The following is a 15,826-nucleotide window of genomic DNA, read 5'->3' on the forward strand; positions in this document are numbered from 1 at the left end:
GGCCTTTCCTGGGTCGGGGAGAATGTATCCTTTCGAGCCTGTGGGATAAATAGTACGATAAAACCCGTGACAAAACACAGGTCCCCCGTCTGGCCCCGCGGGCTGCTGCTCATGTTCGTGGGCGCCGCGCTGCTCACCGGCCTGCTCGCGGGGCTCACCCTGCTCGGCGTGTGGGCGGACACCCCCGCCGCCTCCCTGGGCGCCGACCACGGCGCCCTCATGGTGTTCGGCTTCGTCGGCGGGGCGATCGGGTTGGAGCGCACCGTCGCGGCGAAGACCCGCTGGTCCTGGGTGGGCCCGGTGGCCAGCGCCCTCGGTGTGGTCACGCTCCTGGCCGGCGCACCCCGCATCGTCCCCGCGGCGGCGTTCACCGTCGCCTTCCTGGTGCTCGGCGCCGTCTACCTGACCATCCACCGGCGCCAGGCCACCCACGCGGTCCTGGTCCAGTCGGCGGGAGTGATCGGCGCGGTCTTCGCCACCGTGTGGTGGGGCGGGGGAGCGGACTTCGCCGACATCGTCCCCGCGGCGGTCGTCTTCGCCGTGGCCACCATCATCGGCGAACGTATGGAGCTGGCCCGCGTCTCCTTCGCCGGCACCGCCGCGGAGACGACGATCACCGCCCTCATACTGGCACTGGTAGCGGCCTCCCTGCTCTTCGCCCTGCACCCGCAGATCGGCTTCGCGGCCATGGGCGTGCTCCTTCTCGCGATCGCCGTGGTTACGGTGCGTATCGACGTCGCCCGCCGCCTCGTCCACGCCGGCAAACTGCCGAAATACACCGCCGTTTGCATGCTCGCCGGCTACGGGTGGTTGGCCGTGGCGGGCCTGCTCTGGCTCGGCTTCGGGCACACCCGCGCCGGGCACCTCCACGACGCCGCCGTGCACTCCGTCTTCCTCGGCTTCGTCGTGTCCATGATCTTCGCGCACGCCCCCTTCATCCTCGGCGGCGTCATCCGGAAGACGATCCCCTACCACCCGGCGCTGTACGTCCCCGTCGTCCTGCTCCACGGCGGGCTCGCGCTGCGCGTGGTCGCCGACCTGCGGGCGGCCGGGCCCGCCTGGGTGGCGGGCGGGGTCATCAACGTCGTCGCCGTCCTGTTGTTCGCGGTGACCGGCTTTATCCTGGTGACCACCGACCGGCGGAGGCGCCGTGCCGCCCGCGAGAGGAGGTCAGCCCGTGTCTGATCTCCCGCTTTCCGACGTTTCCCTGCTCCGGCGCGGCCGCCACCACACCCTCGCGGCCGGGACTGTGGGCGTCTGGGTCCTCATCGGCGCAGGCGTTCTCGCCGCACGTGCCCTGGGTGCCCCGATCAGCTGGTGGGTCATGGTCCACTCCTTCACCCTCGGCGTGGTCACCACCGCGATCCTCATCTACTCCACGCACTTCACCGAGGCGCTGACCAGGACCGCGGGCGGCAGTTACCGGGGCGTGGTCACCCGGGTGGCACTGGTCCAGGCCGGCCTGATCCTGCTCATCGCGGGAAAGGCGGGCTACGATTGGGGAGCGCTCGCCGACTTCGCCGCCACCTTGGTGATCTGGGCGGTGCTGTGGCACATGGCCGTCATCTGGTCGCACCTGCGGCACAGCCTGGCCGGACAGTTCGCAGTCACGGTGCCCTACTATCTCGCCGCCGGAGCGTTTCTCGTCGTCGCGGGGCTCCTGGGAAACTTCGCCGGGCGCGGAGTGGGAGACTACGCGGGCATGATCGCGGCGCATTCCCGCGCCGCGATCTGGGGCTTCGCCCTCCTCACGGTCCTGGGCACCGTGATCACCCTGCTGCCGACCCTGTCCGGCACCCGCATCAGCGATCTCGCCCGCCGCCGGAGCACCCGGGCACTGCTCCTCCACAGCATCGGCCTCGGCGCGGCGGTCATGGCGCACATCCTGGGCAGCCCGGTCTGGGCGGGCAGCCTCCAGCTGCTGGTCGTGGTGGCCGCCCTGCTGGTCCTGCAGCCGGTCCTGGCGGAGGTGTTAGGCGCACAGCCCGAGTGGTCCACCTCGGCGGTCAGCGTCACCGCCGGCCTGCTCTGGCTGATCGCCGTGTGCGCCGCCGACGCCGTCAGCACCGTGGCAGGGGCCGACCCCCGCCACGTCACCGCACTGCTCATCCCCGCCTTCCTGGCCGCCGGCCTGCTGCAGCTGGTCCTCGGCGTCCTGCTGCACCTGCTGCCCACCCTCATCGGAGGCGGCCGTGACAGGGTCGTGCAGGCCCGCGCCGCGGCCGACCGGGGAGGAATGGCCCGCGTGCTGCTGATCAACCTCGGTGCGGTGTCCACCCTGCTCGCGGAAACCGGGCCGGCGCGGGCGGCCGGCCTCATCATGCTGGGAATCGGCCTGCTCGCGCATGCGGCGTTCCTCCTCCCGGCAGTCGCGCGTCAACACCGAACGGAGTCCTCATGACCATCCCCGTGGGCCCACCCACTTCCGGCGACCGGCCGGCGCCCGTCGCAGAGAAGTACACCGACCGTGTCTCCTGGCTGGTGATCGGCCTGGCGATCGCCGCAGTGGTCATCCTCGGCGTCACGTTGACCTCCAGTCCGGGCGCCGAGCGGGCGTCCTCGCCCGCCGCGGTCGCCCAATCCGGGGAGACCGTCACCGAGACCATCCGCATCGAGGGCATGTCCTACCAGCCGAACCGGGTGGAGATCCCGACCGGCAGCCGTCTCGTCCTGGAGCTGGTCAACGAAGACAACCAGCCCCACGACCTCACCCTCAACGGCTACACCACGGAACTCGTCGCCCCCGGTGAGGCCGTGACCTTCGACGCCGGTGTCTTCACCGCCGACACGGAGGGCTGGTGCACCGTCGCCGGACACCGGGCGCAGGGGATGGTCTTCGACGTAGTGGTCACCGGAGGGACGGCGGCCCCGCCTGCGGCAGCGGCCACGGGCCATGACATGCATGCCGGGACCGGTCAGGCGGACGGGGCAAACCCCTTCGCCGAGGTACCCGGCCCGGCCGCCCGACTGTCCGCGGAGCTGGACGAGCAGGCCTGGTTCGACCCCGTCCTCGAGCCGGCGCCGACCGGCACCGTGCATGAACTCGAGTTCAACGTCACCGAGGAGATCCGCGAGGTAGCCCCCGGCCACCGCCAGGCGCAGTGGCTGTTCAACGGGCAGGCGCCGGGTCCGACGCTGCGGGGCAAGGTCGGAGACACCTTCCGTATCACCCTGCGCAACGACGGCACAATGGGGCACTCCGTGGACTTCCACGTCGGCGAGGTCAGCCCCGATGCGCCGATGGCCACCATCGCCCCCGGCGAGAGTCTGGTCTACGAGTTCGTCGCGCGGCGCTGGGGAATCTGGATGTACCACTGCGCCACCGCGCCCATGAGCCTGCACATCGCCAACGGCATGGCCGGCGCCGTCATCATCGACCCGCCCGCCGGCCTCGATGCCGTCGACCATGAATACGCGCTGGTGGGACACGAGATCTTCCTCGGTCCGGAGGACACGGGTGCCGATGCCGAGCGCGTCAACGCCGGCCAGTACGACCTCACCGGCTTCAACGGCTTCCCCAACCAGTACGATCTGCGTCCCATCGAGATCGACGCAGGCCAGCGCGTCCGTATCTGGGTGCTCAACGTCGGCCCCGACAACCCGATCAGCTTCCACATCGTCGGCGCGATCTTCGACACCGTGTTCAGCGAAGGCCGGTACACGGTCCGCGACGGCCTCGACGACGCCACCGGGGCGCAGGTGCTGCCCCTGCTGCCGGCGCAGGGCGGCTTCGTCGAGGTGACCTTCGACGAACCCGGCACCTACACCTTCGTCAACCACATCATGACGGACGCGGAGAAGGGCCAGCACGGCAGCATCATCGTCCGGTAGCGCCCGCACCGCCCGGCAAAGCTGGTTGACCCCGGCGCACCTGCACCGGGGCCAACCAGCTTCGCCGGGGTCAGGGCAGCTCCGCGTGGCCCCGCCGGCTGAGTTCCGCCATCGTGTCGTAGTCGCGTTCCGCCCCATCACCGGGGACCTCGATCACCCGCTCGGCCGCGCGCAGGAGCTTCTTCGCGGACTGATCGCGCACGGTGTCCAGCCGCGCCAGGGCCTCCCGCAGCCCCCCGGCCCGCCACACCGCGCACAGCGGCTGCACCTGGCCGTCGGCCGCTCGCACGACGGCGACGTCGGCGGCCGGGTCGGCGCGCAGGGCGTCGACAAGCGACGGGAGCAGGGCGGGGGAGTCGGGCGCGTCGACGGAGAGGACACCCACCAAACCGGGGGAGTCGAGCGCCCCGAAGCCGGCGGCGATGCCCGCGACGGGGCCGCCGAAGGGCGGATCCTCGCTGACGACGGGTACGTCCAGGGCGAGCCGCGGGGAGACCACGACCAGCGGGATGCCCGCGAGCGCACCGACGAGGTGGTCGACCAGGCGGACACCGTCGAGGGTGACCTGCGCCTTGTCCACCCCGCCCATGCGCGCGCCGCGGCCGCCGGCCAGGACGATGACCTGCAGCATCAGCGGGGCAGCTCGCGCGACCAGTCGCCGGAGCGCCCGCCGGATTTCGCCGTGATACCGCAGGTGCGGATGTATGCGGAGCGGTCCACGCCCTTGACCATGTCGATGACCGCGAGCGCGGCGACGGTGACGGCCGTCAGGGCCTCCATCTCCACGCCGGTGCGGTCGGCCGTGCGGACGGTGGCCTCGATGGCGACGTGGTCGTCGAGGATCTCCAGATCCACCGCGCAGCCGTGCACCCCGATCGTGTGCGCCAGGGGCAGCAGATCCGGCACCTTCTTCGCCGCCGAGATACCGGCGATCCGGGCGACGGCGAGGACGTCGCCCTTGGGCACGGTGCCGTCGCGGAGCGCGCCGAGCACATCCGGGGAGCAGGCGACCTCGCCGCGGGCGGTGGCGGCGCGGACCGTCGGCTGCTTTTCGGTCACGTCGACCATGTAGGCGGTGCCGGCCTCATTGAGGTGGGTGAACTTCATGTCTTCCTTATCTTTAGGTGGGGGAGGGTCACGCGCGGCGCAGGAGGACCCCGACGGTGTCGCCCGGACCGGTTCGGCCGGTGCCGGGCTCAACGACGGCGATACCGTCCGTGCCCGCCAGGGAGGCGACCAGATGCGAGCCGGTGCTGCGCCGGTTGAAGGGCGCGGCCACGGGGCGTCCGCCCGACCAGTCCAGGTGGACGGGGGCGAGGAACGCCCGGTCGGGTGAGACCGGGAGGCTCGCCCCCTCCGCGAGGAGGGCGCGGACGTGCGCACGCTCCCACAACCCGCGGCCCGGCGGAGTGCCGGACAAAGCCGCCAGCAGCGGTGGCACATACAGGCACCAGGAGACGAAGGCTGCGACCGGGTTACCCGGCAGGCACATCAGCACCGCACTTCCCCGGACCCCCAACCCCTGCGGCGAGCCCGGGCGTTGGGCGACGGAACCGAACCACATGCCCTCTCCGGAAGTGGCCTCCCGCACCACGTCGAAGGCGCCCTCGGAGACCCCGCCGGTGGTGACCACCAGGTCGTGGGTGGCGCACAGCCGGTCGAGCACCGCACGGAAATCCAGCGGCCGATCCCCGGAATGGACCTCGGTGACCTCGATCCCCTGCTCGGCGAACAGGGCGGCGAGCATCGGCCGGTTCGAGTCGGGGAGCTGACCGGGTCCCGGCCGGATGCCGGGTTCCACCAGTTCACTGCCGGAGGACAGCACCGCCACCCGGGGGCGGGGGAAGGCCGTCACCCGGGCCGCCCCCGCGGAGATCAGGGCTGCCACGGCACCGGGATCGACGCGGGTTCCGGCCGGTACCACGACCTCGCCGGGGGAGATGTTCTCGCCCAGCGCACGGATATGGCGGCGTTCCGGCCGCACGGAACGCACTGTCACCGACTCCGGCAGGGGATGCGGGCCGCCGGGGACGTCGGTGTCCTCCACCGGGATCACCCGGAGGCCGTCATGGTCCTCGCCGACAGGAGCGCCCGTCATGATCCGCACAGCACCTCCGGCCGGGACCCCGGTGGCAACGCCCCCGGCCGGGACATCCGCGACCACGGGTAGCGTCCACGGGCCGGTGCCGGTGAGGTCGGCCGAGCGGACGAGGAATCCGTCCATGGCGGAGTTGGAGAAAGGCGGCACGGACAGCGTCGCGACGGCGTCGTCGGCGAGGACCAACCCCCGGGCGTTGACGGGGGAGACGGCCACGGGCTCGCCGGGGGAGGCGAGGTCGAGGACCGCCGCGAGGTGTTCGGTGATGGACCGCATGCGGTCGAGACTAGCCACCGATCGCCGACATGGGACGTTGGGGCTGGAGGAAACCGGGGTCATCGATGCCGTGACCCGGCAGTTTACCCCACATTGCCCCGGCCCAGACCGCCGCGAGTTCCCCGTCGTCCGCGCCGCTGCGGATCAGCTCGCGCAATGAGGTTTCGGAGCGGGAGAACAGGCACGTGCGGATCGCGCCGTCGGTGGTCAGACGGGTGCGGTCGCAGTCGCCGCAGAACGGGCTGCTCACCGAGGCGATCACGCCGATCCGGCCGTTCAGGCCGCGCTTATCGACGCCCCGCGCGTGCCACAGCGCCGCCGGCGCCGCGCCCCGTGGCTCCTCCGCCGGGGTGAGGTGGAATCCGGTGCGCAGGCGCGCGAGGATCTGCTCTGCCGTGACCATGTCCTCCCGCTTCCACTTCTCCCGCGGGCCCAGCGGCATCTGCTCGATGAAGCGCAGCTCGGCGCCCTTCTCCAGGCAGTACTCCGCCAGGGGGACCACATCTTCCTCGTTGACGCCCGGCATGATCACGGAATTGACCTTGACCGGGTGCATGCCGGCAGCCAGGGCGGCGTCGATCGCCTCGAGCACGTCCGGGAGCCGGTCCCGGCGGGTCAGGCGGGCGTAACGTTCCCGGTCGAGGGTGTCCAGGGAGATGTTGACCCGGTCGAGGCCGGCCCCCCTCAGTCCGGGGAGCCGTCGGGGCAGGCCCAGGCCGTTGGTGGTCAGGGCCGTGGCGACGTTGCCCCCCTCGTCGGTGCGCAGCGACGACGTGGCGGCGACGATTTTCTCCAACGACTTCCGCAGCAGAGGCTCGCCGCCGGTGAAACGGACCTGGCGGATACCCAGGCGGGTGACAGCGATGGTGATGAGCCGGATGACCTCCTCATCGCTGAGGGAGAGCTCGGTGGGCAGCCAGTCCAGCCCCTCGGCTGGCATGCAGTAGGTGCACCGGAGGTTGCAGCGGTCCGTGAGGCTGACCCGCAGATCCCTGGCCACCCGGCCGTGAGTGTCGATGAGCTGACGGGCGCCGTCGATCCGTGCCGGGGGCAGGGTGGGGGTCGGCAGAAGAAGTCGTTTCGTCATGTCTCTCCCATAGTAGGAACGGGCGGCCCGGATAACCAGTATTAAAATAAGAAAACTTTGTACTAAATCATCTGGTCCGTCCGGATCTCCTTCGGCTGGCCGGGACCCTTGAGCGCGATCACCGTGAAATCTCCGTCAGCCAGGTGCTTCCGGAGGTCCTTCTTGTCGAACTTACCCACCGATGTCTTGTCGATGTCCCGCACAAAAGTCCAGTATTCGGGAAGCATCCAACCCGGGAGGCTGGCGCGGAGTCCCTCGCGCAGCTCTTCCGCGGTCTGTGTGGTCTGGGCGATGTCCTCATGGAGCACCGTCACCGCGAGCGGGCGTTCGCCCCACTTGTCGTCCGGATAGCCGATGACGGCGCATTCCACCACCTCGGGAGCGTCCATGATGAGGTTTTCCAGCATCGCGGAGTAGATCCACTCGCCGCCCGAACGGATGACGTCGCGGGAACGGTCCGACACCGTGAGGTAACCGTCCGAGGTCACCGACCCCACGTCGCCCGTGCGCAGCCAGCCGTCGCCGGTGAACAGTTCGTCTCCCTGCCCGGCGTCGCGGCCGCGGAAGCGGCTGGTGGAGCCGTCGCCCTCCTCGGTGGGTGAGTGGTAGTAGGACCCGGTGACGATGTTGCCGCGGACCTGGATCTCGCCCTGGTTGCGGTCGGTGGAGGAGACGACCTCGCCGTCGTTGACCACGCGGTACTCCAGCAGGTTGGAGAACCTGCCCTGGCTCACGCGGTAGGCCCAGCGGGCCTCGCCGGAGGAACCCGACGGGGGCCGGGCCACCGTGCCGACGGATGAGGTTTCCGTCATCCCCCACACATGGACGATGTCCACGCCGTAGCGCTCCTCCCACAGCTTGATGAGGATCGGCGGGGCCGGCGAACCACCCACGTAGATCTCGGTGAGGGACATCCGCTCCGGCGGGTTGTGCAGGTAGTGCACCATGAGCTGGATCCACAGCGTCGGGACGCCGTGCGCCACACGGGGGTGCGTGGCGGCGATCAGCCGGGCCAGCGTCGGGGCGGAGACATCCGAATCCGGGAAGACCAGGGGAGTGCCCGACATGAATGCCGCGTAGGGCACCCCCCAGGACAGGACGTGGTAGATGGGCACGCAGCACAGGAAGGACTCGCCGTGGGAGACTGCGAGGGAATCGGTGGTGCGCAGCGACATCGCCTGAAGATAGATGGAACGGTGCGAGTAGGCCACGCCCTTCGGCGCACCCGATGTGCCGGTGGAGTAGCAGATGGCGGCGGTGGTGTTCTCGTCGAGCTCGGGCCAGGCGTAGACGGTGGAGCGGGCGTCGAGAAGCTCCTCGTAGGAATGGACGGCGACGCCCTCCGGAATCTGCTCCGCCGCCGGGCCCAGCGGCTCCAGCCCGGTGAACACCACCGCCCGGACCGTCGGGCATTCCCTCAGCGCCGTGCCCAGGGGGCCCGCCAGGTGGGGATCGGCGACGATGACCTCCACCTCGGCGTGGTTGATGATGTGCCGCACCTGGTCCGTCATCAGCTGCTTGTTGAGCGGGGTGAAGACTGCGCCCATGCTCGACACCGCGAACTGCACCTCCAGGTGCTCGGCGCAGTTGTGCATGAACGATCCCACCCGTTGGTCGCCGGTGATCCCCAGATCGTCGTGCAGCGCATGCGCGAACGCCGCCGCCCGTGCGTGGACCTCCTCGAACGTGGTCTCCTCTGCCTGGTCGGTGCGCCACGTGGTCACCTTCGTCGACGCATGCGCAGTGGAGCCGTACTCCAGGATGCGCGAGATCGACAGCGGCACATTCTGCATGGTGGAGAGCATGCCCCTCACTCTAGCCCGGAGGGGTAATGCGGATGTGTGTGCGTCATGCGCTACACTGTTCGCAGATCGACGGGGGTCCGCGGTCATCCGCACAGACCTCCGGCCCGTCCGGACCACGCGTCCACCCATCCTTCGTCGCTGAGCCGCCCATGCGGCCCCGGCCCCGCAGGTTGCGGTCCTTCAAGGCCCGGCCCGGTCTGATCTCCACTGAAGTACGGCTCCGTCCCCGTTAATCCTGCCCTAGGCAAACATGCCCAGAGGTGGTGGGGGACGTCGAGTTGCTCAACTCCACAGAAGGCTTCCAACCTGGTGCACCCCGATGCGCGACGCATCGAACCACGACGCACCAGTGGCTGGTCAAGCAACGAAAGGACATCCGTGACCGATACGGACACCGCCCCCGCTTCGGCTGACCTCGCGTCGCTGAAGCTCACCGAGCTGCGCAAGCTCGCCGCAGAAAAGGGACTCAAGGGAACCTCCGGTCTGCGGAAGGGTGATCTGATCACCGCCATCCAGACCGGTACCGTTCCGACACGTTCCCGCGCTCCTGAAGCAGCCGGGCAGGCTGCTCCGGCAGCGGTTGCTGAGGCGGCGGCTCCGGCTGAGCAGCCGTCGCAGGCGCCCACCCGGACTGAGACATCGGCGGCCTCTGCCGCCGATGCCCCGGCTCCCGCAAAGACGCAGCCGGAGGAGAACGATAAGTCCGGTACGGATTCCGCCGCCGACGATGCGCGGTACGAGTCCCGTTCCGCCGCCCGCCGTGCCCGCCGCAACCGGGCCCGCCACGGCCAGCGCGAGCAGGATTCAGGCCAGGAGCAGCCCCACCGGGAGCAGAGCTCCGGTCAGGAGCGTCAGGAGCAGGACCGCGACCAGCGCGACTCCGGCCAGGAGCGCCAGGAGCGCCAGGAGCGCCAGGAGCAGAACCGCGACCAGCGCGACTCCGGCGACGACGATCAGGGTCAGCGCGGACAGCGCGACCAGCGAGATCAGGGTCAGCGTGGCCAGCGTGGCGACCAGCGCAACCAGCGCAACCAGCGCAACGACAACGACAACGGTGAGGGCGAAGGCCGCCGGGGACGCCGCAGCCGCCGGAACCGTCGCGGCCGCGCGAACGACCAGCACGACGGCGGACAGCAGCAGAACCAGCAGCAGGAGCCGCAGCAGCAGCAGGATTCCGGTGATCTGCAGGACGTCGCGGGCATCCTCGACATCGTGGACAGCAACGTCGCGTTCGTCCGCACCACCGGCTACCATGCGTCGCCGGCCGACGTCTTCGTCCCGAACCAGCTGATCCGTCGCGCGGGTCTGCGTTCCGGTGACGCCGTGACGGGCAAGGTCCGCATGGGTGGCAGCCAGACCCACGGTCAGGGCCGCAACCGCCAGAAGTACAACCAGCTGGTCAGTGTCGACACCGCCAACGGTCTGAGCCTGGAAGACGCGCGGAAGCGTCCGGACTTCGCCAAGCTGACGCCGCTGTACCCGAACCAGCGTCTGCGCCTGGAGACCGACCCGAAGATCCTGACCACCCGGGTCATCGACCTGATCATGCCGATCGGCAAGGGGCAGCGCGCCCTGATCGTGTCCCCGCCCAAGGCGGGCAAGACGACGATCATGCAGAACATCGCCAACGCCATCGCCACGAACAACCCCGAGTGCTACCTCATGGTGGTGCTGGTGGACGAGCGTCCCGAGGAAGTCACCGACATGCAGCGTTCGGTCAAGGGTGAGGTCATCGCCTCCACCTTCGACCGTCCGCCGGGGGAGCACACCGCCGTCGCCGAACTCGCCATCGAGCGGGCGAAGCGTCTGGTGGAGCAGGGCAAGGACGTCGTCGTCCTGCTGGACTCCATCACCCGTCTGGGCCGCGCCTACAACAACTCCTCGCCGGCGTCGGGCCGCATCCTCTCGGGCGGCGTGGATTCGAATGCGCTGTACCCGCCGAAGCGTTTCCTGGGCGCCGCCCGCAACATCGAGAACGGCGGCTCGCTGACCATCATCGCCACGGCGATGGTGGAGACCGGTTCCGCCGGCGACACCGTGATCTTCGAGGAGTTCAAGGGCACCGGCAACGCGGAGCTCAAGCTGGACCGGAAGATCTCGGAGCGTCGCGTGTTCCCGGCCGTGGACGTCAACCCCTCGGGCACCCGCAAGGACGAGCTGCTGCTCGGCCCGGACGAGGCCCGCGTCATGCACAAGCTGCGCCGTATTCTGTCCGCGCTGGATCCGCAGCAGGCCATCGATCTGCTGATCAGGCAGCTGAAGAAGACCAAGTCGAACGGCGAGTTCCTCATGCAGGTCGCCTCCAGCGCTCCGATGGCCGCCGACAAGGATGAGGAGGAGTACTCCTAGATGGCAGGATATGTTTCCGCGGTAGACGACATCGTCTCCGAGTACGAGGGCATCGAGGCTCAGATGGCCGACCCGGAGACCGCCGGGGATCAGAAGCTGTTCCGCAAGCTCTCGAAGCGTTACGCGGAGCTGCAGCCGATCATCAAGATCAACCGTGAGCTGGTGAGCACCCGCGAGGATCTCGCGGATGCCCGCGAGATGGCGCACGAGGACAAGGAGTTCGCCGCCGAGGCCGAGCGCCTGTCCGCCCGCGCGGTCGAACTCGAGGAGCAGCTCGCCGATCTCCTCGCCCCGCGCGACCCGCACGACGCGGACGACATCATCATGGAGATCAAGGCCGGTGCCGGCGGCGAGGAGGCCGCGTTGTTCGCGGCCGAGCTGGCCCGCATGTACGAGCGCTACGCCGACAAGCACGGTTTCACCTGGGAGGTGCTCGGCCTCTCCGAATCCGATCTCGGCGGAGTCAAGGACATGACCTTGTCTTTCCGTGCAAAGACCCCTTCCCGGGACGGCGCGTGGAGCAAGTTCAAGTTCGAGGGCGGCGTCCACCGCGTCCAGCGCGTCCCCGTGACCGAGTCACAGGGCCGAATCCAGACCTCGGCCGCCGGCGTCATGGTCTTCCCGGAGACCGACGATCCGGGCGCGGTGGTCATCGACGACAAGGACATCCGCGTCGACGTCTACCGTTCCTCCGGCAAGGGCGGCCAGGGCGTCAACACCACCGACTCCGCCGTCCGCCTGACCCACCTGCCCACCGGCATCGTGGTCACGTGCCAGAAGGAGCGCTCGCAGATCCAGAACAAGGCGCGCGCCATGCAGGTCCTGCAGTCCCGTCTGGAGCAGATGGAGCGCGAGAAGGCTGATGCGGAGGCGGCCGAGGGCCGTGCCGCCCAGGTGCGTTCCATGGACCGCTCCGAGCGGATCCGCACCTACAACTGGCCGGAGAACCGCATCAGCGACCACCGGATCGGTTTCAAGGCGAACAACCTGGATTCCGTCCTCGACGGCAACCTCGACGACCTGTTCACCGCACTGCAGGCGGCGGAGCGGTCCGAGCGCCTCGAGGCCGAGTAGGGTGACCCCCCGCCGTACGCTCCGCGAGTCGCTTGTCGACGCCGCGGAGCGTTTCGCGTCCGCGGGTGTCCCCTCCCCGGAGGTCGACGCCCGCCTCATCGCCGCGCACTTGCTGAAGGTCGGCCCCATGGAGGTTGCCCTTCACTCCCGCGGGGAGGTTCCCGGGGGCTTCGAGGAGATGGTCGCGCGCCGCGAGCGCCGCGAGCCTCTCCAGCACATCCTGGGCGTTGCCCCTTTCGGCCCGCTCGACCTCGAGGTCGGGCCCGGTGTGTTCATCCCGCGCCCGGAGACCGAGGTCCTCGCCGACTGGGGGGTGCGGCAGCTGATGCGTGCCGGCGTCCGCCCCGGCCGCCCCGCCAGGGTCGTCGACCTGTGCACCGGCACCGGAGCCCTGGCACTCTACGTCGCCGAGGTCTTTCCCGGCGGGGTGGAGGTGATCGGCGTCGAGAAGCACGACGAGGCGCTGGCCTACGCCCGGCGCAACGCGGCGGGAACGGCGGTGACGGTCGTCCGGGGCGACGTCACGGACCCGGCGCTGCTCGCCGATTGGCACGGCACGGTCGACCTCGTCCTGTCGAACCCGCCCTACGTGCCGGAGACCCCCGACCTCGACACCGAGGTCTACGCGGATCCGCCGCAGGCCGTCTTCGCCGGCGAGAGCGGCATGGAGGTCATCCACGAGATGCTGCCGACCGTGGCCGCCCTGCTCCGGCCGGGCGGGCTGGTGGGCATCGAGCACGACGACACCACCTCGCAGGCGGTCCTGGACGCACTGACCGCCCACGGCGGTTTCGGTGGCGCCGCGGTGCTCCACGACCTGACCGGTCGGGCGCGCTTCGCCACGGCGAGTAAGCTGTCAGACTGACCTACCCGGACCCATCTACGAGGAAGGCCCCATGAGCCGCATCTACTCCTGTGCCGACGCCGCCGAACGCGCCGAAGGCATCCGCGCCGCCGTCGACGCCGCCCGCGGGGGCCGTCTGGTCGTCCTGCCCACCGACACGCTCTACGGGCTGGGTTGCGACGCCTTCGACAACCAGGCCGTGGCCACCCTCCTGGCCACCAAACGGCGCGGCCCCGACATGCCGGTCCCTGTCCTCGTCGGCTCCTGGGACACCGTGCGCGGCCTTGTCCGCGAGTTCACCCCCCAGGCGGAGGCCCTGGTGGAGGCGTTCTGGCCGGGCGGGCTCTCCCTCGTCGTGCCGCAGGCGCCCTCCCTGCCGTGGAACCTGGGCGACACCCGCGGGACTGTCATGCTGCGCATGCCGCTGCACCCGGTGGCCATCGAGCTGCTGCGCGAGGTCGGCCCCATGGCAGTGTCCAGCGCCAACATCTCCGGCCACGAGCCGCCCACCACAGCCATCGCCGCCAAACAGCAGCTGGGCACCGCCGTCGCGGTCTACCTCGACGGCGGGGAGACCCCGGTGGGCAAACCCTCCACGATCATCGATCTCTCCGGCCCTGCCCCGCGCATCCTGCGGGAGGGCGCGATCTCGGCGGAAGCCATCGGCGAGGTCCTCGGGGTCGACCCGGAGCTGCTGCGGAGCCGGACCTAGAAGGGGAGAAGGCCATCATGGGCGCCGGCGTCCCGCTGCGCGAACTCGGCCTGGTGATCCTCGTCGCGGCGACGGTCACCTACCTCGCCACGGGCATCGTGCGCTCCATGATGGTGCGGGCCGGCAAGGTCGCCGAAATCCGCCAACGCGACGTCCACACCCAGCCCACCCCGCGGCTGGGCGGCGTGGCCATGTTCTCGGGGTTCCTGGCCGCCGTCTTCCTGGCCAGTCAGCTACCCGCCCTGACCAGGGGATTCATGCCGATCACCCCGGAGATGAACGCCGTGGTGTGGGCGGCCTTCGCCATCGTGCTGGTCGGCGTGCTCGACGACCTCTATGAACTGGACGCCATCACCAAACTCATCGGGCAGATCCTCGCGTCCGTGCTGCTCGGCGTCCTCGGGTTGTCGTGGACCTTGCTCTACCTCCCCTTCGGCGACGGCACCACGGTCGTGCTGGACCAGTTGCAGGCGAGCATCGTCACCTCCCTGTTCACGGTCGCGCTGATCAACGCCATCAACTTCGTCGACGGCCTGGACGGGCTGGCCGCCGGGCTGGGCATGATCGGCGGCGGGGCGATCCTGATCTTCTCCCTGACGGTGCTCCACGACCAGGGCGGGGCGGTGTCCGCCTATCCGCCGGCCATCATCGCCGCCGGGCTGGTGGGCATCTGCCTGGGCTTCCTTCCCCACAACTTCGAGCCCTCGCGCATCTTCATGGGGGATTCCGGTTCGATGCTCATCGGGCTGCTGCTCGCCGCGGCGGCGACGTCGGCGTCGGGAAAGATCAACATGTCCCTCTACGGGACGGCGGACATGGTGGCGCTAATGAGCCCCATCCTCGTGGTGGCCGCGGCGATCTTCGTTCCAGTTCTGGACCTTGTCCTGGCGGTGGTGCGGCGTCTGTCGAAGGGCACCTCGCCGTTTGCGGCGGACAAGCTCCACCTCCACCACCGGCTGCTCTCGCTGGGCCACACCCACCGGCGTACCGTGCTCGTCCTCTATCTGTGGGTCAGCGTGGTCGCCTTCGGGGCGGTGAGCTTCTCCGTCGTCCCGGCCCGGGTGGCCCTGTCGCTGTTCCTCGTGGCGCTGGTCGTGGCGTTCCTGGTCACCCTCATTCCGCTGCGGGCGGGCAAGCTGGGACGCCGCGCCCCACGCTCCCGCGTGGTCGTCGAGACTGAGCCCACCGCCTGAGCCCCGGCCCGGGCGGGTAGGATCCGGTGGCGTGAGTACTCCTGACACTGCACCGGACAGCGCCCCGCGCTCGGAATACGACGACCCCCGCCGCCCCCTCCTGCGGGCGGTCCGCTTCGGCACCATCGCGCTCGTCGTCATCACGATCATCTCGCTGGCCGTCTGGGGCGGCATGCGGGATCTCCCCGGCATCTGGGGGGTGCTCATCGGCGCGGCGATCGGCGGCGGATTCGTCCTGCTGACCGCGGCCAGCGTGCTGTTCACCTCCTCGACCAACCCGTCCACCACCGGGGCAGTGGTCCTGGGCAGCTGGCTGCTCAAGATCGTGGTCCTGATCATCGTCCTGGCGGTCATCCGCGACCTGACCTTCTACGACCGCACGGCCCTGCTGGTCACCACCGTGCTGGCGCTCGTCGTCGTGCTGGCCACCGAGGTGTGGGGCGTCATCACCGCCCGCGTCACCTACGTGAACTAGCCGGGGCCTGCTGCAACGCCCGGGCGGCGTCGGTGAGCGGGGCTCCGCACAGGGGTGGGCGGGGGCCCGAAACGATCCTCCG

Annotated in this window: 14 protein-coding genes; 9 read left to right on the top strand and 5 right to left on the bottom strand. The window is 69.9% G+C overall.

Annotated elements, in window-relative coordinates; translation table 11 throughout:
• Positions 1 to 66: 66 nt before the first annotated feature.
• From B840_RS04940 to B840_RS04950, 3 genes are read left to right on the top strand one after another with little or no spacing between them, the layout of a single operon-like run.
• On the top strand, positions 67 to 1,185 hold the full coding sequence (locus B840_RS04940; protein WP_229676575.1) for a hypothetical protein: 1,119 nt from the start codon (positions 67 to 69) through the stop codon (positions 1,183 to 1,185).
• The gene (locus B840_RS04945; protein WP_042621220.1) at positions 1,178 to 2,401 is read left to right on the top strand and encodes a hypothetical protein; all 1,224 of its coding nucleotides are present in this window, start codon (positions 1,178 to 1,180) and stop codon (positions 2,399 to 2,401) included. The genes B840_RS04940 and B840_RS04945 overlap by 8 nt, the downstream gene beginning before the upstream one ends.
• Positions 2,398 to 3,831 (top strand): multicopper oxidase domain-containing protein, encoded by a 1,434-nt coding sequence (locus B840_RS04950; protein ID WP_042621221.1) that lies wholly within the window; start codon positions 2,398 to 2,400, stop codon positions 3,829 to 3,831. Before B840_RS04945 ends, B840_RS04950 begins: the two co-directional genes overlap by 4 nt.
• Positions 3,832 to 3,901: 70 nt before the next feature.
• Here the strand turns inward: B840_RS04950 and mobA are convergent, their stop codons facing one another.
• From mobA to B840_RS04975, 5 genes are all read right to left on the bottom strand, one after another.
• Positions 3,902 to 4,462 carry a molybdenum cofactor guanylyltransferase gene (mobA, locus tag B840_RS04955; RefSeq protein WP_188656891.1) on the bottom strand — a complete coding sequence of 187 codons (561 nt, stop codon included), beginning with the start codon at positions 4,460 to 4,462 and terminating at the stop codon, positions 3,902 to 3,904.
• On the bottom strand, positions 4,462 to 4,938 hold the full coding sequence (gene moaC, locus B840_RS04960; protein WP_042621222.1) for a cyclic pyranopterin monophosphate synthase MoaC: 477 nt from the start codon (positions 4,936 to 4,938) through the stop codon (positions 4,462 to 4,464). The genes mobA and moaC overlap by 1 nt, the downstream gene beginning before the upstream one ends.
• 28 nt (positions 4,939 to 4,966) lie before the next feature.
• Positions 4,967 to 6,205, bottom strand: coding sequence for a molybdopterin molybdotransferase MoeA (locus B840_RS04965; RefSeq protein ID WP_042621223.1), 1,239 nt, complete (start codon positions 6,203 to 6,205; stop codon positions 4,967 to 4,969).
• 10 nt (positions 6,206 to 6,215) lie between these two features.
• Positions 6,216 to 7,292 (bottom strand): GTP 3',8-cyclase MoaA, encoded by a 1,077-nt coding sequence (gene moaA / locus B840_RS04970; protein ID WP_042621224.1) that lies wholly within the window; start codon positions 7,290 to 7,292, stop codon positions 6,216 to 6,218.
• Between the two features lie 62 nt (positions 7,293 to 7,354).
• Positions 7,355 to 9,097, bottom strand: a complete 1,743-nt coding sequence (locus B840_RS04975) for a long-chain fatty-acid--CoA ligase (RefSeq protein WP_042621225.1) — start codon at positions 9,095 to 9,097, stop codon at positions 7,355 to 7,357.
• 378 nt (positions 9,098 to 9,475) lie between these two features.
• Here B840_RS04975 and rho point away from each other — a divergent pair, with 378 nt between their 5' ends.
• The 6 genes from rho to B840_RS05005 are packed head-to-tail and all read left to right on the top strand — an operon-like array spanning position 9,476 to position 15,744.
• On the top strand, positions 9,476 to 11,446 hold the full coding sequence (gene rho, locus B840_RS04980) for a transcription termination factor Rho (protein WP_042621226.1): 1,971 nt from the start codon (positions 9,476 to 9,478) through the stop codon (positions 11,444 to 11,446).
• Entirely contained in the window at positions 11,447 to 12,520 is a 1,074-nt protein-coding gene (prfA, locus tag B840_RS04985; RefSeq protein WP_042621227.1) for a peptide chain release factor 1, read from the top strand.
• A 1-nt stretch (position 12,521) separates the two neighbouring features.
• Entirely contained in the window at positions 12,522 to 13,385 is an 864-nt protein-coding gene (locus B840_RS04990) for a N5-glutamine methyltransferase family protein (RefSeq protein WP_042621228.1), read from the top strand.
• A gap of 31 nt (positions 13,386 to 13,416) precedes the next feature.
• Positions 13,417 to 14,076 (top strand): L-threonylcarbamoyladenylate synthase, encoded by a 660-nt coding sequence (locus B840_RS04995; RefSeq protein ID WP_042621229.1) that lies wholly within the window; start codon positions 13,417 to 13,419, stop codon positions 14,074 to 14,076.
• A 14-nt stretch (positions 14,077 to 14,090) separates the two neighbouring features.
• Positions 14,091 to 15,269 carry an MraY family glycosyltransferase gene (locus B840_RS05000; protein WP_042622534.1) on the top strand — a complete coding sequence of 393 codons (1,179 nt, stop codon included), beginning with the start codon at positions 14,091 to 14,093 and terminating at the stop codon, positions 15,267 to 15,269.
• Positions 15,270 to 15,300: 31 nt separating this feature from the next.
• A complete protein-coding gene (locus B840_RS05005; protein WP_042621230.1) occupies positions 15,301 to 15,744 on the top strand; it encodes a Cg1360 family ATP-synthase-associated protein in 444 nt (147 codons plus the stop codon).
• Positions 15,745 to 15,826: the final 82 nt, after the last annotated feature.

The sequence above is a fragment of the Corynebacterium marinum DSM 44953 genome, from assembly GCF_000835165.1.
GTDB classification, from domain to species: Bacteria; Actinomycetota; Actinomycetes; order Mycobacteriales; family Mycobacteriaceae; genus Corynebacterium; species Corynebacterium marinum.